General features: G+C 50.3%; 20 protein-coding genes. 9 read left to right on the forward strand and 11 right to left on the reverse strand.

From position 1 onward, the window contains the following. Positions 1 to 671: 671 nt before the first annotated feature. The 9 genes from JNJ77_03575 to JNJ77_03615 form a co-directional block, all read right to left on the reverse strand. A complete protein-coding gene (locus JNJ77_03575) occupies positions 672 to 875 on the reverse strand; it encodes a DUF1049 domain-containing protein (protein MBL8821643.1) in 204 nt (67 codons plus the stop codon). Between the two features lie 75 nt (positions 876 to 950). Then, a complete protein-coding gene (gene urtA, locus JNJ77_03580) occupies positions 951 to 2,234 on the reverse strand; it encodes an urea ABC transporter substrate-binding protein (GenBank protein MBL8821644.1) in 1,284 nt (427 codons plus the stop codon). A gap of 68 nt (positions 2,235 to 2,302) precedes the next feature. Next, positions 2,303 to 3,019: an AIM24 family protein gene (locus tag JNJ77_03585; protein MBL8821645.1), complete on the reverse strand. Its 717-nt coding sequence runs from the start codon at positions 3,017 to 3,019 to the stop codon at positions 2,303 to 2,305. A 28-nt stretch (positions 3,020 to 3,047) separates the two neighbouring features. Further along, complete coding sequence (locus tag JNJ77_03590; GenBank protein ID MBL8821646.1) at positions 3,048 to 3,830, reverse strand: DUF4239 domain-containing protein; 783 nt, start codon at positions 3,828 to 3,830, stop codon at positions 3,048 to 3,050. A 74-nt stretch (positions 3,831 to 3,904) separates the two neighbouring features. Continuing rightward, a complete protein-coding gene (locus JNJ77_03595; GenBank protein MBL8821647.1) occupies positions 3,905 to 4,183 on the reverse strand; it encodes a hypothetical protein in 279 nt (92 codons plus the stop codon). Positions 4,184 to 4,440: 257 nt separating this feature from the next. Then, a complete protein-coding gene (locus JNJ77_03600; protein ID MBL8821648.1) occupies positions 4,441 to 6,441 on the reverse strand; it encodes an amidohydrolase in 2,001 nt (666 codons plus the stop codon). Between the two features lie 94 nt (positions 6,442 to 6,535). Further along, positions 6,536 to 6,931 (reverse strand): heme-binding protein, encoded by a 396-nt coding sequence (locus JNJ77_03605; GenBank protein MBL8821649.1) that lies wholly within the window; start codon positions 6,929 to 6,931, stop codon positions 6,536 to 6,538. 32 nt (positions 6,932 to 6,963) lie between these two features. Further along, positions 6,964 to 7,383: a hypothetical protein gene (locus JNJ77_03610; protein ID MBL8821650.1), complete on the reverse strand. Its 420-nt coding sequence runs from the start codon at positions 7,381 to 7,383 to the stop codon at positions 6,964 to 6,966. 33 nt (positions 7,384 to 7,416) lie between these two features. After that, positions 7,417 to 9,111: an amidohydrolase gene (locus JNJ77_03615; protein MBL8821651.1), complete on the reverse strand. Its 1,695-nt coding sequence runs from the start codon at positions 9,109 to 9,111 to the stop codon at positions 7,417 to 7,419. 151 nt (positions 9,112 to 9,262) lie between these two features. Between JNJ77_03615 and JNJ77_03620 the strand changes: the two genes are divergently transcribed. After that, positions 9,263 to 10,207, forward strand: a complete 945-nt coding sequence (locus JNJ77_03620; GenBank protein ID MBL8821652.1) for a helix-turn-helix domain-containing protein — start codon at positions 9,263 to 9,265, stop codon at positions 10,205 to 10,207. 184 nt (positions 10,208 to 10,391) lie between these two features. Beyond that, a complete protein-coding gene (locus JNJ77_03625; GenBank protein MBL8821653.1) occupies positions 10,392 to 11,708 on the forward strand; it encodes a hypothetical protein in 1,317 nt (438 codons plus the stop codon). A gap of 592 nt (positions 11,709 to 12,300) precedes the next feature. Here JNJ77_03625 and JNJ77_03630 read toward each other — a convergent pair. Then, a complete protein-coding gene (locus tag JNJ77_03630) occupies positions 12,301 to 12,702 on the reverse strand; it encodes a hypothetical protein (protein ID MBL8821654.1) in 402 nt (133 codons plus the stop codon). An 81-nt stretch (positions 12,703 to 12,783) separates the two neighbouring features. Between JNJ77_03630 and JNJ77_03635 the strand changes: the two genes are divergently transcribed. Next, positions 12,784 to 13,008, forward strand: coding sequence for a hypothetical protein (locus JNJ77_03635; protein ID MBL8821655.1), 225 nt, complete (start codon positions 12,784 to 12,786; stop codon positions 13,006 to 13,008). A gap of 192 nt (positions 13,009 to 13,200) precedes the next feature. On the opposite strand, the gene JNJ77_03640 is transcribed toward JNJ77_03635, so the two are convergent. Further along, complete coding sequence (locus JNJ77_03640) at positions 13,201 to 14,502, reverse strand: ParB N-terminal domain-containing protein (GenBank protein ID MBL8821656.1); 1,302 nt, start codon at positions 14,500 to 14,502, stop codon at positions 13,201 to 13,203. Between the two features lie 220 nt (positions 14,503 to 14,722). Here JNJ77_03640 and JNJ77_03645 point away from each other — a divergent pair, with 220 nt between their 5' ends. The 6 genes from JNJ77_03645 to JNJ77_03670 all read left to right on the forward strand — a co-directional run. Then, positions 14,723 to 14,896, forward strand: coding sequence for a hypothetical protein (locus JNJ77_03645; GenBank protein MBL8821657.1), 174 nt, complete (start codon positions 14,723 to 14,725; stop codon positions 14,894 to 14,896). Positions 14,897 to 15,088: 192 nt separating this feature from the next. Continuing rightward, the gene (locus tag JNJ77_03650; GenBank protein ID MBL8821658.1) at positions 15,089 to 15,742 is read left to right on the forward strand and encodes a hypothetical protein; all 654 of its coding nucleotides are present in this window, start codon (positions 15,089 to 15,091) and stop codon (positions 15,740 to 15,742) included. Between the two features lie 147 nt (positions 15,743 to 15,889). Then, positions 15,890 to 17,287, forward strand: a complete 1,398-nt coding sequence (locus JNJ77_03655; GenBank protein MBL8821659.1) for a ParB N-terminal domain-containing protein — start codon at positions 15,890 to 15,892, stop codon at positions 17,285 to 17,287. 541 nt (positions 17,288 to 17,828) lie between these two features. Further along, on the forward strand, positions 17,829 to 18,032 hold the full coding sequence (locus JNJ77_03660) for a hypothetical protein (protein ID MBL8821660.1): 204 nt from the start codon (positions 17,829 to 17,831) through the stop codon (positions 18,030 to 18,032). After that, complete coding sequence (locus JNJ77_03665; GenBank protein MBL8821661.1) at positions 18,032 to 18,490, forward strand: DUF2924 domain-containing protein; 459 nt, start codon at positions 18,032 to 18,034, stop codon at positions 18,488 to 18,490. The genes JNJ77_03660 and JNJ77_03665 overlap by 1 nt, the downstream gene beginning before the upstream one ends. Then, positions 18,487 to 18,704: recombinase family protein (locus JNJ77_03670; GenBank protein ID MBL8821662.1), on the forward strand; the 218-nt coding region annotated here is incomplete at its 3' end. The genes JNJ77_03665 and JNJ77_03670, both read left to right, overlap by 4 nt.

Here is an 18,704-nt window from a genome sequence, read left to right on the forward strand (position 1 = left end):
TGTTCTCTTGGCCGTTTAATAGCCCGCAGTTCAGTTCCAAAACTCGCCAACTATCAACGCAAAAACGCCAGACTCTCTGCCTGGCGTGGTGCGTGAACCGTGTTGTAGATAAAGCCTCGATGAAGGCTTGCAAGCTCCCCGAATAGGGCGCGCTTCAAGAAATTCTCTGCTTATGGTAGAGAGAAATGATGTCGGTCCAACATGTTATGGCGTAATGCGTTACAACATGCATCCAAAATTCGCTGTTAACCGCCACACTTATCTCTTTAGGTTAAGGAGAGATGTTTTGGGTGGAAACATCTCTGTAGAAGGGTTCGCTGTTAACTGGCTTGTATTAGAGAAGTTACATTCTACACCCCGGCTTGGCGGCCTTTTGAACAGCTACCACCGCCGAGCGGCATGAGATGGAAGCCACTCGCCTGTCGTTGACAAGATTTCGATTCAGTCTCGTTCTCATGTTCACTCGTGAATGGGCCTTTGTGTCTCTTTGTTCAGTTCTGGCTTTTCGGACACTATTGTACCTGACGGGTGCTAACTGACACAAAAATGGCTTGTGATCCAGGTTAACCATTACTTCACGAATTGCCTCCACATGAATCGAATCGTCCCTCACGCTGGTCACTCTGAACGGAAGGTATCGTAAACACAGTCGAATTAATTATCAACCGTGTTTACGTGAGTCTGCGTTTGATAAGTTCAACGATACCCCATCCTGACAACATCCCCATGATGTAGGTGCCGAGGATCAAGATGATCTTGGGAATAGTCATCGTCCAGACCAGGAACGAAACCTCCACAGACCCCAAATTCTGAATGGAGAAGACAATCACAATTACCAGTAAAATGATTCCCAAAATACCCGTTACATAGTTCATACTGAATCCCCTCAAAAGAAACCGTTCGAGTAGTGGAAGTTACGGCAATGAAGCCAGGTAGGAATGGATAAATGACTATTGAGTGATCGCCACATTCGCGCCGCGGGTAAGGCCGCCTTTTGTCCAATCGCAACTCCATCCTGGAAAAGCGAATTGCGGATAAGGATCAGGCTCGATAGGAGCAGGAGATTTATAAACAATATCAAACTGACGGTCATCTCGAATCCGCCCGATCATACAGTACCTGAAAGCATGTTGCGTTTTAGGATCGATGGCAATGGCGTATCCCGGAGCATTAAACTCTATCTTGCTACGAAAGGCATCTCGAACTTTATCAACTTCGAAACTACCTGCTTTTTCAACAGCCAGTTTCCATAAGTAGACTTGGGTATAAGCGCTGACAATGGGATCGTCGGTGACACGGTCCGAGCCAAACTCTTTTCTAAATTGTGTAATGAAAGCGGTATTTGAAGGAGTATCAATACTCTGGAAATAGCTCCATGCTGCCAGGTGGCCTTTGACCTTGGCAGGAAGCAGGTTGCGGAGTCCGTCTTCTCCTACACTTGTGGCCAGCACGGGTATCTTTTCGGGTGTGATCTCCGCTGCAGCTAGCTCATTGTAAAAGGCAATATTACTGTCACCGTTAATCGTGTTAATAATGATGTCCGGTTCAGCCTTGCGAATCTTTGGAAGAACCGTTGAGTAATCACGATAACCCAGTGGATTGTAAGATTCACCAACTACTTCCACTCCTTTGGACCGGAGGTACCTGGCAATGATAAAGTTGGCTGTCCGTGGAAAAACGTAGTCAGACCCTAATAGATAAAACCGTTTCTTCTTCCCACCATCAGAGGAGAGAAGCCAATCGAGCGCAGGAAGAATCTGTTGATTGGGCACCGCCCCGGTATAAATGATGTTTCGCGATGATTCATTTCCTTCATATTGCAGTGGATAAAAAAGTAGACCGTTGTGTTTCTCAAAGACCGGTAACACCTTCTTGCGGCTTGCTGAGGTCCAGCAGCCGAAAACAGCAGCCACTTTCTCCTTGGTCAATAGTGTCTCGGCATACTTGGCATACAACTCGGCTCTCGACCTAGGCTCTTCTTCGATCACTTCGATCTGTCTCCCGAGGACACCGCCAGCGGCATTGATTTCCTCAATGGCAAGAATCTCAGCATTACGAACAGCCATGCCACTAATTGCCATCGTTCCCGTTTGCGAGTGAAGAATACCAACCTTTACCGGGTCTGCGTTTTTGGCTTTCGGAGGGCTACATCCTGCAAGAAGCCATGGAGAAAAGAACAATGCCTTCCCTGTCTGCGTCAGAACAGTACGGCGAGTGGGAGCACTGCGAACCATTGGAGTTCCTTGATTCAGGATTGAGGTCATCGATTTCACGCAAAACAATTCGGCAATTTGTGAACGCTTCATACACCAGCAATAGCTTCTCTATGTTTCATGGAATAACGCCAATAGTGGCCTGGGTTAAGAAGAATCTTTCCAGTCCCCTCATATTCGCGAACCAATTTTTCCCCGGATGAGTAACGACCAAGATAATTCTTGGTTAAGCGTTTAATCTTAAAGGATACATCCCCAGTCCTGCAAATGACATATCTGCCTTCTGCGACAAACTTCTTGCCCTTTTCCAATTGAATGATTTCGGTGGGGCCTTTCGTACATACCACGACTTTTCCATAACCGCTGACTTTGGTTTGTAAGTAGATGAAGCCCTCTCCTGCCCAGATTGCCGTCATGATGGGTTCCCGGTGATAACTCAGTTTGATGCTCCCTTCCGAAGCCCAATACGCGCCACGTTCCAAGATCCAGGATTCACCATTCAATTGAAGTACGTGGAACCCACCCAAAGACGATTCCATGGTTATGATACCCGTTCCGGAATATACCGGTCGATGCATCGCTTCATCAGCCAGCACCGAAGTAATCAGCCCTCCCATCGAAGGGATCACAGGAGAATAGACACTGATATCACCTGTCATGTAACACAGCGAACCGGCTTCTAACCGAACGGATTCATGGTTAAGGTGTGCTTCAACATACCTTGTGCCTTCCAACTGATGAACTGTGAAATCTGCCATCGTTATTCCCTTCATACAGCTGGATGATGCTTGTTTGTTGAAAAGCACACAGAGAGCTCAGGGCTCGATTTAATCGTTATTCTTCCATCATGATCTGAGCGACATTTTGGAACGCATCCGTACCAATACTCAAATCACCACGAAAAGGGTTATCAAGCGCCACGATTAAGGAAATCATGGTTCCAAGGAAAAATGCCAAAAGACCACCAAGGATCAACTGTGTAAGGAATTTCATGTCAAGCAACCAAACAAAAGCCAAATTGACCATGGCTCCGACAATGACTACATACCACATCACTGCGGGAATATTCGTGGTTACCGACTGCAATCGTTGAGTGCGGTATTCCAAAAACACGTTAAACTGATGAAGCGCTTCAGCATGAATGATCTCCTCACCCTTGGTTTTGGGTTCAAACTCAAGAAGTTTCTGCTGGAAGGCATTCACTCGTGCAATGCCACCTTTAGGTATGATCCCTTTTCGTTGGAGAGGCCAGGCGTATTTGATGACATATCGATTGTAGTCTCGTAGCAGCCAGCGGAGATTTTGCCCAAAAGGATCAGGATAAGCTGAAACGTCATAGAACAGAGCAGTTAAGGCCGTCGCTTCTTTTTGGACAGTTGTTTCTACCTGGGTATAGTTCTGATACGCAGCGACAGCGATCAAGCCGACTAGCAAACCGTAAAACACGCCGAAGCATGATAGGATGTAACCGACGATCTCGTTGGAACCGCGTGTTCGTGCGAATAGTCTCAGAATAGGGCGAATCAGAATGCATCCGATCCAATAAAAGGCGACAAAGGTACCGGTAATGATACCCGCCATAACTTCATTGGGATAATCGTAGAGCCAGAAGAACACGGGAGTCATCCTCGTCGAAAGTCGTAATTCAGATGATATTTGCTCAAATGAGAAGCAGCACTCGGTGACTAGAATCAGCGCCAGGGTTTCACGGGTTCATTACAGCTGATGCAAACGTGATGAGTCTCTTTCCTGGGCTGCAGCACTATCAGTTTTCTTCCAAAGATGTTGATCTTCAGGAAGTGCAATCCCAGGCCTACCAGGAAGAAAACGGCCAGGCCGATGCCCATTGCTCTCCAGAAAGTGGTGTAAAACCAGGCAACAATCGCAACGATAAAAATCAGTGGCACCAGAAGTGGCCACCATCCATCTTGAAGCTCGATGTATTCTCCCGGTGGAATATCGACAGTCACCGTGCGATCACACCTATTGCAAACCAGTTTGCCATGGTAGTCACAAGCTTGATTGAGGCATTGAGACTTCTCTTCATCCTTCGAGACACGTGCTCGGCAATGGAAACAAAAATCGGTGCGACATTTAGGACAGTGGTATGCATCCGGATCAGTAGCTGATCCGCATGCCGGGCATTTCTTGACGTCGCCTAGGCGATTTAGCTTTGTCACAGTTCCTCCCAAGTGCCTAATTCCCAATGAAACAAAAAGCTACAAAGCTATCGTACCCCACTGCGTTGTACTATTTGGGTTGCAACGTGCATACCCAGAAAATGTCCAATGGAACAGGAACAACCTGGAGGACAAAGGGCAGGTACGCTCGTCTGTGCATTCCAATTGAATCGTTTCATCGAAGCTGGTTCTTCTTCGAACCAGCGGCCCCGGCTTGTTGGCAGTTGAGCGACTTTCGTCTCGGAATGTAGGGGAATCGCTGAACTGGTTTTCGTCGATCCTACTGGCAGTACGCGACCTTCATGTACCGTTCCCCAGACCTTGATGTCCTTGATTTTGGTAGCATCACAAGTAACAGGGTTCTCATCAAGAATCGTGAAATTCGCCAGCTTGCCGGAAACGATGCTGCCAAGCTCCTTTTCGCTTTTCAGCGAGTAAGCTGCATCAATCGTGACAGCACGTAACGCGCCTTCACGGCTCACTCGCTGGTTTTCGCCGGCGATACGGCCTGACGATGTGATGCGGTTCACCCCGCACCACATCAGGAAGAGCGGATCGGCCGGGGCCATGGGCATGTCGGAATGGAAGGAGTACGAGACATTAGCTCGCTCTACGTCACCCAGTCGAACCATCTGGTCCGCTCGTTCAGGTCCCAGTCCCACTTTGCCATAGTTATCGGCCAGTGCGGTTACGTAGTAAGGATTAGCGCTGACGATGCATCCGAGCCTCTTGATCCGTTCCACCTGGTCTTTGGCGCTCACTGCGAAGTGGACGATGGTGGTCCGGTGATCGAAACGAGGCTTGCGCCGAATGTTCTTCTCCAGAGTATCCAGCAGTCGGTCCAATCCGGCATCGCCATTCACATGAATGTGGATTTGGTAGCCGGCGTCCCAATAGATGCGGAACGCTCGCTCAAAGACATCGAGATCAGTCATCCACTCGCCCTTGTGCCCATCCAGGTAGGGCTCTCGCACCTGCATCAATTGTGAGTAAATGGCTCCATCAGAAAAGAGTTTCACCATCTTGTCTGACAAACTCGTCATGCCAGGATACCACGATTTCAACTTTTCGGATTCCACCAGGACCTGGTTGTCATCCTTGTATTTATCCGCCATCGTCTTGCCATCAACCATCCAGGTCCAGCGAAAGGGCATACCAGGTTGTGCGAAAACAGTGTTCACCGCATCCTGCAGCGGTTTGACCAGAATACCACCAGGTTCGTTACCAAAGGTAATGCCTTTGCTGTGCATGTAATCGCGTGACAGCAGCAATCCTCTGGTGAGGCGTTCCGGAGTAGCGATCATCGTGGCCACTTTTGCAAATGCTGCGAATACACCTTGCTCCCAGAAGTGGCCTTTCTCATAGTTCGATTGCTCTCGCTGCGAGGCGGTCCAGCCATTGACCAACTCCTGAGTAATTCCTGCCTTTTTCATCGCAGCAGTATTCAGAATGATTTCATGGCATGATCGGCCCCATACCAGGATCGGCCGGGTTGTACTGATCGTATCCAGATCGCCGCGGGACAATTTACCAAAGAAACTTTCATGATAACCCCATGTGACAAGGGGCTCTTCCGGGGAAGTCATCTTCTTCTCCGCCATGGTCAACCGCGACACGAAATCCGATTTGTCCTTTACTGCCGGCATCGTTCCTGAAGGCAACTTCCACTCTTCAATGGACAGAACCTCCGAAGCCAAGGTGAGGGCTGCGAGCACGGGGTGATCGTGCTGAGAAATGAAACCGGGGACGATGACCTTGTCCTTAAATGTTTCATCAATCGTGAACGGTTGTTTGCCAATGGCGGCCTTCATCTCTTCCAGTGTTCCTGTAGCCAGAATCCTGCTTCCCACAACGGCAACGGCATCGGCCTTCGGCTTAGTGGGATCCAGGGTAATAATCTCTTTCGCCTGGTAGATGGTCACGGATGGGAGCGGCTTGCTACCCGCTGTGCCTGCTACATCCTGAAGAGACGATGTCTGGGCAAAAGTGGAACTTCCAAGAAATGCCATCAGCACACTGATGATGGCGAATCTGCGAGTCTGAAACATGGATTATCCCTCGTGTTATCTCTCGAATGTGAATGACAAGCCTAAGAGTTAGACGCTCGAAGCCAAGCGAGTTTGAACAAGAAGACAGTGGTGATCAAAAAGCAGCAACACCAGCCTCTGCGACAGCGTGATCCTGATCGCCAGAACCACCGCTGACGCCAATGGCACCCACGACCTTGCCATCTCTTTTCAAGGGAATACCGCCGGCGAAAATCATGACACGACCATCGTTGGAACCGTGGATACCAAAAAACTGCCCTCCCGACTGGCTGTTCGCTGCCAAGTCTTTGGTGGCCAGATCGAAGGCCCGGGCGGTCCATGCTTTCTTGATGGAAATATCTATCGAACCCATCCAGGCGCTATCCATACGGATGTGGGCAATGAGATTGCCTCCATGATCGGCAACGGCGATGTTCATAGGTTGGCCGATCTTCTTAGCCTTGGCTTCTGCAGCGGCGATGACACGCCTTGCATCATCAAGCGTAACCATGTTGTGATCTCCTTGATGTGGGTTGAACTTGATCAGTTGTTCGTGATGTTTTCTTTACCCTTTGGACTTCCACGCATTGCCTTCATGGTCAGATAAATGCCCACGATTGCCAGCACCAGCCCGAACAAGTTCAGAACAATGCCTGCCCAGCGCCAGAAAGGTGACGGCCAGAGCGAGGGGTCATCAGAAGTAAGTGCAGGCACAATCGCTGCCAGGCCACCCAGACCCATCAACGCGCTGGCAAGCATGTAGTGCCATGACTTGCTCTTCAATCCCCACCAGGCTAGCAGGCCCGGTACCACCATCAATCCTGCAGCAGCCCACGATGCTGTCGGGCCCAGAGGTTGCATCCCTTTCGATTGCAGGATGACTCCCGCAACATTCCAGAAGATGCAGCCCGCCAGGTAGACGAGTTGCAGCACGTACACGTTCCAAATGGCTGATGTCATCATTCGAGTTCACATCCCTTTGCGATTCAAGATGAATCAATCCCGCTTGTAGACGCTCTTCCCTTCCTTGATCGTCTCCATCACCTTGATGTCCTTAATGGTCATCGGGTCGACGGTGAGAGGATTCTTGTCGAGGATAACGAGATCAGCGAGTTTCCCCACTTCGAGGGAACCCTTATTCTTCTCTTCAAAGAATTGATGTGCGCCCCACAGCGTAATCATCTTGATGGCTTCCAGCGGTGTCACCCGTTCGTCAGGGCCCATGACCTTGCCGCTGCGGGAGGTGCGATTCACGGTCGCACCGACCACCTGCATCAGATTGGGAAGCGCCACGGGTGCATCAGTATGGCTGGTGCAGATCATGCCTCGCTTGAGAACGGAACGCATGGGTGAAATCTGCTGTGCCAGATCAGGGCCGATGATCTGGTCGTACCAGTCACCCCAGTAGAAAGTGTGCATAGGGAACAATGACGGGAAGATCTGCAGTTCCTTGCAGGCATCGAGTTGATCCTGGCGAACGAACTGGCCATGAATCAGGGTATGACGACGATCCCCAGCACCATGTTTCTGATGCGCCGTTCGCATAGCTGAAATGAGCTGATCGATAGCGGCATCGCCATTGGCGTGTACCTTCACTTGCCAACCCTTCTGGCAGGCTTCATCCAGTAGGGATTCGACTTCTTTAGTATCTCGAATGGCTGGGTAGCCTCGATATTCGGCATTTTGTCCATCGGGGGGAAGGAGATAGGGCTTGGTGCGCCAACCAGTGCGACCCTGTGGCGATCCGTCGAGCGTGATCTTCATTCCACCGATACGGTAGTGATTGCGATAGTCGCGGCTGTGGAAGTCTGAGGTGATTTCTTTGCGATCCGTGTAATCAATGAAAGAAATGACATCGATGTCGAGCAGTTTTTTACCTGCGAAAGAAACAAGGTCTCGATGCTGAAAGCCTAGGGCACGACCCTCGTTGGTGGTCGTGTATCCAAAGCTCTTCGCCAACTCGAGCCCTCGTTTGACAAAGTACTCTTTGTCGTCGGGCTTCTGTGCATTGATGGCAGGAAGCATAACGGGAAAACTGGCTAGTTCTTCAAGCACGCCATTTGGTTCAGTACTGCCAGTCCGTCTCCGAAGGAGGCCGCCAGGAGGATCTTTGGTTTCAGATGTGTAACCCACCTTTTTCAGCCCTGCGCTGTTCATCACACTGAAGTGACCCGAGATATGGACAGCGATAACGGGGACATCCTTGGAGACGCGGTCGAGGTCATCACGCGTGGGGTGCCGTTTTTCAGCCACTACCGCATCATCGTAACCGATGCCAAAAACCCATCCCGTACGACCGACATCCGGGCCTTTGGCAAACTCCTGCAGTTTCGCGACCAAGTCATCAATGTTGTTCACGGTGCCATCCGGAGGCGCGAGCAAATTGGCCCCTACTGCCTGGGAACCGAACCCCAGAAAATGGCAATGGCCATCGATGAACCCAGGAAGCATCGTTCTCCCTTTCAGGTCCACCAGTCGGGTCTTATCTCCCTGATGTTTCAGAACATACGCTTTGGCACCAACAGCAACGATTCTGCCGTCTTTCACAGCCAAAGCTTCCGCACTGGGAGTCTTCTCGTCAACGGTAACTATGGTGCCGCCATGGTATATGACGTCTGCATCGGCTGCTGCAATACCATCAACCAGGTACCCAATACTCATAATGGCCAACAGAAGACTAAAGTAACGCATGATTGTCTCTCGGGTGTTCGACGTTACCAATGGAAAGCATACCGTTTGGGAGATCAACAAGTTACTGGAATCTCCATGCAAAAAGCGCAAGCAACTTCGAATACCCCTACAATAAGCTCAGGATAAGTTGCCAAGTCTAGGAAGCAGACTGGTGCCGTATCAACTGCTCGAAATCAATGATGCAGATGAGTTGTCAGCCAGGTACAACGGTTCACATTTGCGGTTTCAGGCCACGGAACGAGGTGCCTACGCTTTCCGCTGGGAGCTGGCACAGATCGGTTCTTTTATTCTACAGCAAACGACGTTCAGCTTGAAAACACTGGTCGAAGGAGTGACGTCTGAAGATGTAACCAATCTGTTACTGAGTGATGCTCCACCTGGTAAATGTGTCTTCACTGGAGTACGTATGGACGCAGGGGACACCATCCTCTACGGTGCTGGGGCTGAGCATTTTTCACTTGCCAAGGAACGCACCAGTTTCAATCTCACCTGGCCTCGTAGCGTGCTGGAGAACGCCTTGGCTGCGAACGCGGGAATTGACTCCCCGGATTACTTTCATGCACGTAGTCGATGGAGCATTGGCCCCTCTGCGTTGCTTGCCCTGCGTCAGCTTTGCGTGAATACACTTCAATATTTTAAGACAGCGAAAGCCAGACACTCTCCAGTTGAAACAATACAGTTGGAAAAAAGTCTGCTACAACGGTTCACGAACACTCTATCACTGGAGAATAAGGTCATCCAGCAAGAAGCCACCTCGCTGGAGCCCAGCAGCAGGATCATTCTTCGAGCACGAAGCTTCATGGAGCAGGCAGGCTCTCAACCCATCTATTTGCACGAACTCTGTCGCGCTACAGGGGTGAGTGCCCGAACATTGCAGAAAGTCTTTATAGAGACGCTGGGAATTTCTCCCATGCGCTATCTCAAGGTTCGACGACTGCACCTAGCTCGCCGTCGGCTGATGAGCACTACTTCCGATCAAATCAATGTCAAACAGGCCGCTCGTGAAGCAGGTTTCTGGGAAGATGGGCGGTTCGCTGAGGATTATTATCGTCTGTTTGGATTTCTTCCTTCCAAAACACTACGAGTTGATGCCTGATCACCTCATTTGTCTAATCTACTTAGCTTGTTGGTTATCCCACCGCTGCATACTTTCTGATGAGGAACTTAAGCCAGATGCGCTTTTTGCATGCGTTTCGATGGAACATCCTGACAAACTTTGCCGAAGATGCATAACGTGACGCCAGCCGAGTGCCTTGTTCAACCTAACTATGGTTTCAACCATGCGACGAATCAGCGTCTCCTTGCTCCTCCTTACCATGGGAAGCGGCTACCTCGCGGCACAGGACAACTCTCGTGCTACAGCACTGGAGGTAGCTCCAGGTCATTCAGCAACTGACCTCGCCACGGTGACTGAAGGCAATGTCGAATCGACTACCACCACCTATGTCCCTGGCGAAGGGCTTTCGGTTTCCATGCTCAGTGGCACCAGCAAGCTGAAGATTTTCGGCCAGTTTTCCTTGATCGGCGTGGTCAGCACGGATCGCCCGTTTTCCGCAGGCTTGCCTTTGCTGATGCTTCCTCCATCGCCATACGGACTTAACACCAACACGTTCGATTTGCACGCTCGCCAAACCGCGTTCGGTGCATCCTTTAGCGGCCCCGAAGTGCTGGGTTTTACCCCTGGAGCGTTCTTCCTCGGGTTCATTCAAAGTGAAAACCTGACCAGCGATGGGTACGGATTACTACCCTACAACGCCTATGGCGAATTAAAGAACGATAGTTGGCGCATCGCTGGTGGCTTGCAGTCTGATGTGTTCAATCCACAAAGCCCTACCATTATCTCACTGGGCAAGCTGTATGGTTCGGGAAACACGGGGTCCTATCGTGGCCAGTTTCGAGTGGAAAACTTCTTCAAGCCGTCCGATGACTTTCAATTCACCACGAAGGCTGCGATCAGCGAGCCTGTAGCGACCATCGTTACGAATAACGTGCGAATCGTAGAAGACAATGGCTGGCCAAATGTGGAACTGCGCCTTTCAGCAGGTATTGGGGCCGTGGAAGAACTGTGCGGTAGTCGCAAACAGCGACCCTTGGAAGTGGGTGTCTCCGGAATCGTGGGACAACTACGCAATACCAGACTGATTACCGCTCCCACTGATCCCGACGTTCCTAATCGTTCCATCATCAATACATGGGGGCTGGGTGTAGATTATGAATGGGCGATTGCCAACTGGTTTGGTGTTGCTGGCGAACTCTTTATCGGCCAGGGATTAGGAGAATACAACGGTGGCGTGTTGCAGTCGTTCAATACAGACACTTACCAGACGCTTCCAACTCGTGGTGGATGGGTAGAATCCTACTTCTACATCAATGACCAACTGCATCTCCATACCGGCTACGGTATCGATGCCCCCAACCGGAACGACTTGTTTGTCACGCAGTTTGCCATGAACCAGACCTGCTATGCCAACCTGGTCTGGGATGCAAGTAAGGTATTGCAACTCAGCTTTGAAGTGGATTATCGCAAGACCGATTACATCGCTTTCCCGAATGGTGAAGGTGTGGTTTTTCTGACGCAGATGCTGTTGAAGTTCTAATTAACTAGCCTTTCGTTGTGTCTTTGAAAATCCATCGTGATGAGTATTTGGATTCTTCGCTCCCACACCCCACCGGGAACCCCAACACTGACACAGCGAAACAGCAGGCTGCAAACGGGCACCGTAACCCCGAGAATGTTACAAAATGTTACGTTTTGTTACACATTTCAGCGTTTTCACTTGTACGGGTAAGTCAAAGCACTTTGGTACGGGAACCATGTGGCCGGTCTCTTCGAAGTTCATCCCAATACAGGTCATCTGGAAAGATCAATACTTTGCAATGGCGCTTGCAGACAGTACACCCAAACGCAGTGGGTGGATGAATGTGATCGGGATGCACAATCACTGTCCCCCACCATTCATCCTCTGACTTGCCGCAAGCCGGGCAGAGATCAAATTGGTCCATGACAGCTTTTTCTAACCTTCGAAGGCGTTGTTGAGAGCTCATATGGCACCTCGTGAGTATTCATCGAGTTTCATGTGGCAGGTTACTCGTTTCAGAAACCCCTGGATAATAGACCGATTCTGAAATGAGTGGCAGTTCGTGGCAGGTTTTAACGACCTATGTTATATGTGTACATTAGTACATATATCAACGCATTTTTGTCTGGGCGGTATTGGCCTGAACTGTCTTTTCCAGAGTGGACAGTCGTTGCTCCACTTCCAATAGATCACGTAATCGCATGCCCAGTTCCAGAACAGCACGGGCAGCGCCCAGTCTGGTGGCGTGCGGTACGGATCTCTCCATCAGGTGGAGCAGAGTCTTCACTGCTTCCATGCCCGAGGCGGACAGCATGGCACTGGATCGTTCAACCATCTGATAGCGGAAGGCCTGCAACTTTTGTCTGAAGGATGGGTCATCCAGTCGCCGGTAAGCAGTACGTTCTGCCAGACCTGCCTTGGCTGCTGCAGCCTCTACCGTACTGCCACATGCCAGGGCAATCATCAGGGTTTCGTTGCTCCCTGTTGTTCTGCGAGACGTCTTTCGGTTCATGAGCATCTCCTCAATTGATTTAGCCTGGAAAAGGTCATAACCGGTTGGTACTGTGAGGACGAACTGATCAAGGAAGTTTTCATGAAACCTACTCCCGCCCAGATTCTTACAGACCTGTTACAGAAGATAGCGCTGCGGTATGGCGAGATGCCCACGGATAACGAAGAGGTCGATCCCACCGAACTCCGCGCGATCTTGGATAACGTCTTAGCACAATTCGACGATTCCGACCAACTCCTAGATTCAGATCCCGTAGCTTCCAGTAGTGCCGTATTCATCCAGGGGAATGTTGAGGATGATCGGTAATGCATGACTGGGTTCATTCTGTTCCCCTCCTGATGGTGGATAACTCTCTGGCCGAGTACGTCCATTATCTGGAAGAGTGCTGAAAGGTTATCTCCATTGGGAAGCTGGTAGTCAGAACACATCTCCTGTGATGCATTGAGCGCTCGTTCCGATAATGCGATACCTCTGATGCGTTGGTTCATTTCGTATTTCTCAAATAGCTGAACGTTGCGCCTTTTTCCCGGTGAACTGCTCCCATCGTTGCACGATGACATCACAGTAAAGTGGGTCCAGTTCCATCAGGTAGGCTTTACGTCCCGTTTGTTCCGCTGCGATCAAGGTGCTACCGCTGCCACCAAAGAGATCGAGAACATGCTCGCCTGGTTTGCTGGAGTACTCGATGGCACGGGCTGCCAGTTCCACTGGCTTCTCAGTGAGATGCACCATACTCTGCGGATTCACCTTTTTGATGGCCCAGAGATCGGTAGCGTTATTGGGACCGAAGAACTGGTGAGCTTTCCCTTCTTTCCAGCCGTAGAATGCCAGCTCGAATGCGCCCATCATGTCCTTACGCGTCAGCACTGGATGCTGCTTGTCCCAGACTATCGCCTGGCTGAAATACAATCCATGCCGCTTGAGTGGTAGCGGGTAGTTACCCAGGTTGGCATAGCCGCCCCAAATATAGAAGCTTCTGCCTGGTTCAAGCACTCGGGCGATCTGGCCAAACCATGCCTCCAACAGGCCATCGAACTCCTGATCCGAGACAAAGTCGTTGGCCAGCGGCCTGTCCTTGGCGCGGAGTTTCTTATGGGTGGCCTGCTTTTCTCCCAGCCGGGCCACATCAAACGATTGGTGGTGAGAGCGTTTCTTCGGTGATTCAAACGATGAATTGCCTGCTGCAATGGCGTTATTACTCCGTGGTTCCACTTTCACGTTGTACGGCGGGTCGGTATTTACCAGTTGGATCGTAGTGCCAGCAAGCAGACGATCCACATCAGCCACGGATGCCGAATCACCACACAGCAGCACGTGGTTACCCAGGCATATACGGTCTCCAGGTTGGGTGATGGCGGCATCGGGGGGATCGGGAATAGCATCTGCATCGGTCAGTCCTTGCGTGGGTGCATAGAGAAGGTCAGTAAGTTGATCGCTGGAGAAACCTGTCAGGTCGAGGTCGTAGCCCTGCGTCTGTAACTCCATGAGTTCAGTGGTGAGTCTGTCATCATCCCAACTGCTGAAAGTGGCAGTCTGGTTATCAGCAATCCGATAGGCCTTGAGCTGTTCGGGTGACAATCCACTGGCCACATGAACCGGCACCTCAGTCATGCCGAGCTTTTGCGCTGCCTTGTATCGGGTATGACCCACTACGATGACACCGGCCTCATCGACCACGATTGGTTGTCGCCAGCCGAATTCTTGCAGTGACTGGGCGACAGCATCAATACCTGCATCGTTGTAGCGTGGATTGTTTTCGTAGGGGTGGATGGATTCAATGATTCGCATTTCGATCTGCATCTGATTCTCCAAAAGATTCTTCCTCGACAAGAGCCACAGTCGTAGCACTCAGACATTAAGAGTAATGGTTGCAAGGAGGTTGGTACTAGAGGACATGCCTAGCTCGACCTAAGTCCGGCTGGTTGGTCAACAAAAATGTGTGTCTCATCCAAGACTCCCGTAGTACCAACCGGCACCATTGTTTGAGATGGAACTCAGTGGTTAACAAAGGAGTCATTCGATGAAAATACGCGAACTGGTGTTGTGGATTTTGTTGGTGATCGGTGGCCCGGCATGCAGCTTATGGCTGGATCCCTACATCGCACCGCTTCACCGCAGGCTCATTCAATCCTTCCATGAATCGAAATCAATCAGAGAATTGAACACACAGTCACCCACTGCAAAATCGAAATAGGTGGAGCAACCATGGTTAATAGACCATGGTGTTCTACCTGAGTTCGGACACAGAGACACAGAATACACAGCAACCCAGAGACATAGGTACACAGTAACACAGTCACTCAGAAACTCAGAAACTCAGATTATTGGCCTGCTTACTGAGTAACTGTGACTGCTGTGTCCTCTGTGTCCGAAAGGAGGTTAGAGAATGAATCGGCGGATCTTCAACTATGCCCGACACCTGAAGGCTAATGGATTCTCAGCGTACTCGGAAGAGGATCAAAATAAATTCACTGCCTGGTGCAAACAACATCTTCCCGATTGCGATGTTGAAATTGCCTGGACGACTTTGCTCAAGGCAATGTCAAAAGTCAGGTACGCGGAAGGCGAAGGGCCACTGGATGACGTGTTCGACTGTGCTAAGAAATATCCCGAACCGGTTCCGGGTTATCGAATAGGCTCTCCGATGTCGGTCCTCGCTGCTCTTTGCAGGGAACTTCAAATGCTTAATGTAGACAAGCCTTTCTACTTGCCGTGTCGTGAAGCAGGCAAACTTCTCGGCATCCGCTACCAGCAAGCTAATGACATGTTGCATGCTTTGGAATTTCTCAAAATCATTCAGCGTGTATGCAACGGCAATTACCAGGAGCATCGTGCATCGGAGTTTCGTTACCTGCCTTTGACAGGCGCTTCAACGCTTCAGGACGAGAGCATTGAATCAGCAACTGATGACGGTTGTATTCCCGATCCACTAACTTTCGATTCGAATAGCGATTGGTGTCAAGACTGTGACCCAGCAACGGACAACGTATTTTCGCCAGAATACGAACAGATAGAAAGCAATGCGTACCATGATACGTAATTGGGAATGGCAACACACTTCACAGTGCAGCAGTGAGCACGAATCAGGCACTCAAAAAAAATAGGGACTTAGGACCGTATCGGTGTAGTACCAACCATTTTGAATTCTCAATAATCGATCCATCTTTCAATTTCGCAGAGGATCGACATGAGTTGTTCACCCCAGAAAACAGATCTCCCAGATCAGAATAAGTACCATGGTACGCAATTGGAAACGGTTGACATCGATTCCATAAGACCTGCCAGTCATAATGATGCCATTTACGGTGAGATTCACGTAACACCAGACATTATTGAGCTGGCTCGAAGCATTCGTGAGAAGGGACTTCTTGAGCCTATTGTGGTCACAATCGATAACGTCATTGTTTCCGGCCATCGACGATATGCTGCATGCAAATGGCTCAGGAAAAAAGCCATTGAGATCACGAGATTACTACACGTATGTAGCACCGACCCTGATTTTCCGAAACTGGTGACTGAATATAACCTGCAGCGCACGAAATCCCGTGAGCAACAAATCCGTGAACAACTGGTCAGAATGAATCCAGAGGAGGCTCATCAGTCTTTGCTTCAACATCGAAAGGAGCAACAACGCCTGGATTTTGAAACTCTGGATATTGGTGAAAGCAAAGCACGCACCAAAATAACTGAGAACCGCAGGCATTTTCTGAATGCCGTACTTAACATTATTGACGACCTGGAGGATTTCTGGCCGCTGACAGATCGCCAGATCCACTATCAGCTTCTCAATGACCCACCTCTGATCCATGCCAAAAAGCCCAAATCAAAATATCGCAATGATCTGAAAAGCTACCGCCAACTCACACGTTTACTAACACAAGCGAGAGTTGAACAGCGAATTCCATTTGATGTCATCCATGACCCGACCAGGCCTACCACCATATCTCGTGTCGATCTTGAGGTAGGTACTTTTGTAAAAAACGAATTGCATTGGTTACTGAAGAGTTATCATCGGGACCTTATGCAAAGCCAGCGTCATCATTTTGAAATACTTGCTGAGAAAATGACCGTTGAGAACATCTGCAAGCCTGTGGCAAAAGAGTATTGCATCCCGTTAGTTATTGGCCGAGGCTATAGTTCCCTCTCGCTACGCTCCGATGTTGCGAAACGATTCAGAAAGAGCAATAAAGAGAAATTGATCTTACTGATGCTCTCAGACTTCGATCCCGAAGGAGAAGATCTGATTCGTTCATTTGCACGATCATTACGTGACGACTTTGATGTCGACTGTGACATTGTCAAAGTAGCTATCCTGCCTGAGCATATCCAGGAATACAACCTCCCAGCCATTCTGGAAGCCAAGAAAACGAGCAGCCGAGCCAAGAAGTTTATCGAGCAACATGGCAACTCCGTGTACGAGCTCGAAGCAATTCCACCTGCTGAGCTTCAGACGATTCTGCGTGATGCCATCGATACTGTCATTGACATCGAAGCTTTTAATCAAGAACTCGATGAAGAGAAAAAGGATGCTGTCCATCTACACGAGTTACGGCATCGCATTACTGCACAGATCGATTGGGAGTAACGAGATGAACTAACAGACCATTCATGCAGATGGATTGGCATTGTGTCAACCATGGCGGTTTTCGGAAGGCTCGTTCTCCCGCCCAGCGATAAAGAAGGTAGCCCGCAGGACATCCAGACGGTTGGTGGCAAACACCTGCTAACATTCGTGCAATCCGAACACCGCGCTGAGGGGCCTGCTGCGGAAGGCAGAGTTCAAAGGTCCTCTGTTCACACGAACGCCTAGGGTACGTGAACAAGAATGCACAAAGTCGGGTTCTCGCCGAAAGAGAGTTTTGCCAGGCAACGAGCTGGTACTAGATCCAGCAACACCACCTGCGTCCTGGTCGAAAAGCACGTTTGATCAAAAACCTGGCGTCAGTAATGCATTCTTGCGTGTGACGAACAAGCTTCCCAGACAACAGCATCAACAAAGCAGAGCAGCAAGTTGGTGTAGCTGATGCATGACCTGACTCTCCACCTGCATCACTATCTTCACTTCTTGCCTAAGGAGTGAGTGGTGGTGAGGGGAATGGTGGTCCGTCTACTATCTGGAGTTCTGGATGAGTAACGAAGTTACGGAAATGGAAATACTGAAAGCACTCTTTAGGTGCGAGATCACCTCCCTTCTCGCCCGCGTCACCTACCGCATTCTGACCCGGCAGAAGTTACCGCATTCCAGCCAACATTCCCTTGATGTCCTTCCCAAAGAAGTGCTCACTGTCTCCAGAGGAGTTAACACCAACGGAGAACAAGGAGACGCATGATGGACTTGAAGCAGAAACTGGCATCGCTGCCACACCTGCGGGTAACTGACCTGCGGCAGATGTATGCCGAGGTCTTTGGAGAACCGACCAACGCCAACAACCGCGATTGGCTCACGAAGCGGCTCGCCTGGCGACTGCAGGCGCAGGCGATGGGTGGGCTTTCCGAACGGGCAATGACTCGGGCTAAGGAACTGGCACGCGAAGAAGACCTGCGGGTGACACCTCCACCGGTTGCCACGTTACCCGTTCCTCAGCAACGGGATACACGCCTGCCAACACCCGGAGCCGTTATCACCCGCACCTACAAAGGCGTCCAACACCATGTCGAAGTGCTGGCCGACGGCTTTATCTGGAATGGCAACACCTACACAACCCTGACTGCCGTCGCCAAGGCTATCACCGGCCAGCATCTCAATGGCTTTGCCTTCTTCGGCATCAAGCGGGGAGGGAAGCCATGAACAAATCTCCCAAACGAATCCGGTGCGCTATCTACACCCGCAAAAGTACTGAAGAAGGACTGGAGCAGGAGTTCAATAGCCTCGATGCCCAGCGGGAATCAGCTGAAGCCTTTATCAAATCTCAAGCGCATGAAGGATGGGTATGCCTGCCAGCCAAATATGACGATGGTGGCTTCACGGGTGGCAACATGGAACGCCCTGCCTTGCGGCAACT

This window comes from Planctomycetia bacterium (assembly GCA_016795155.1).
Taxonomy (GTDB): domain Bacteria; phylum Planctomycetota; class Planctomycetia; order Gemmatales; family HRBIN36; genus JAEUIE01.

Coding starts and splice junctions, on each gene's coding strand:
- JNJ77_03605 (MBL8821649.1), bottom strand. CDS start 6,931: ATGGTTACGCTTGATGATGCAAGGCGTGTCATCGCCGCTGCAGAAGCC.
- JNJ77_03600 (MBL8821648.1), bottom strand. CDS start 6,441: ATGTTTCAGACTCGCAGATTCGCCATCATCAGTGTGCTGATGGCATTT.
- JNJ77_03630 (MBL8821654.1), bottom strand. CDS start 12,702: ATGAACCGAAAGACGTCTCGCAGAACAACAGGGAGCAACGAAACCCTG.
- JNJ77_03640 (MBL8821656.1), bottom strand. CDS start 14,502: ATGCAGATCGAAATGCGAATCATTGAATCCATCCACCCCTACGAAAAC.
- JNJ77_03660 (MBL8821660.1), top strand. CDS start 17,829: ATGAGTAACGAAGTTACGGAAATGGAAATACTGAAAGCACTCTTTAGG.
- JNJ77_03665 (MBL8821661.1), top strand. CDS start 18,032: ATGGACTTGAAGCAGAAACTGGCATCGCTGCCACACCTGCGGGTAACT.
- JNJ77_03645 (MBL8821657.1), top strand. CDS start 14,723: ATGAAAATACGCGAACTGGTGTTGTGGATTTTGTTGGTGATCGGTGGC.
- JNJ77_03635 (MBL8821655.1), top strand. CDS start 12,784: ATGAAACCTACTCCCGCCCAGATTCTTACAGACCTGTTACAGAAGATA.
- JNJ77_03610 (MBL8821650.1), bottom strand. CDS start 7,383: ATGATGACATCAGCCATTTGGAACGTGTACGTGCTGCAACTCGTCTAC.
- JNJ77_03615 (MBL8821651.1), bottom strand. CDS start 9,111: ATGCGTTACTTTAGTCTTCTGTTGGCCATTATGAGTATTGGGTACCTG.
- JNJ77_03575 (MBL8821643.1), bottom strand. CDS start 875: ATGAACTATGTAACGGGTATTTTGGGAATCATTTTACTGGTAATTGTG.
- JNJ77_03650 (MBL8821658.1), top strand. CDS start 15,089: ATGAATCGGCGGATCTTCAACTATGCCCGACACCTGAAGGCTAATGGA.
- JNJ77_03655 (MBL8821659.1), top strand. CDS start 15,890: ATGAGTTGTTCACCCCAGAAAACAGATCTCCCAGATCAGAATAAGTAC.
- urtA (MBL8821644.1), bottom strand. CDS start 2,234: ATGGTTCGCAGTGCTCCCACTCGCCGTACTGTTCTGACGCAGACAGGG.
- JNJ77_03625 (MBL8821653.1), top strand. CDS start 10,392: ATGCGACGAATCAGCGTCTCCTTGCTCCTCCTTACCATGGGAAGCGGC.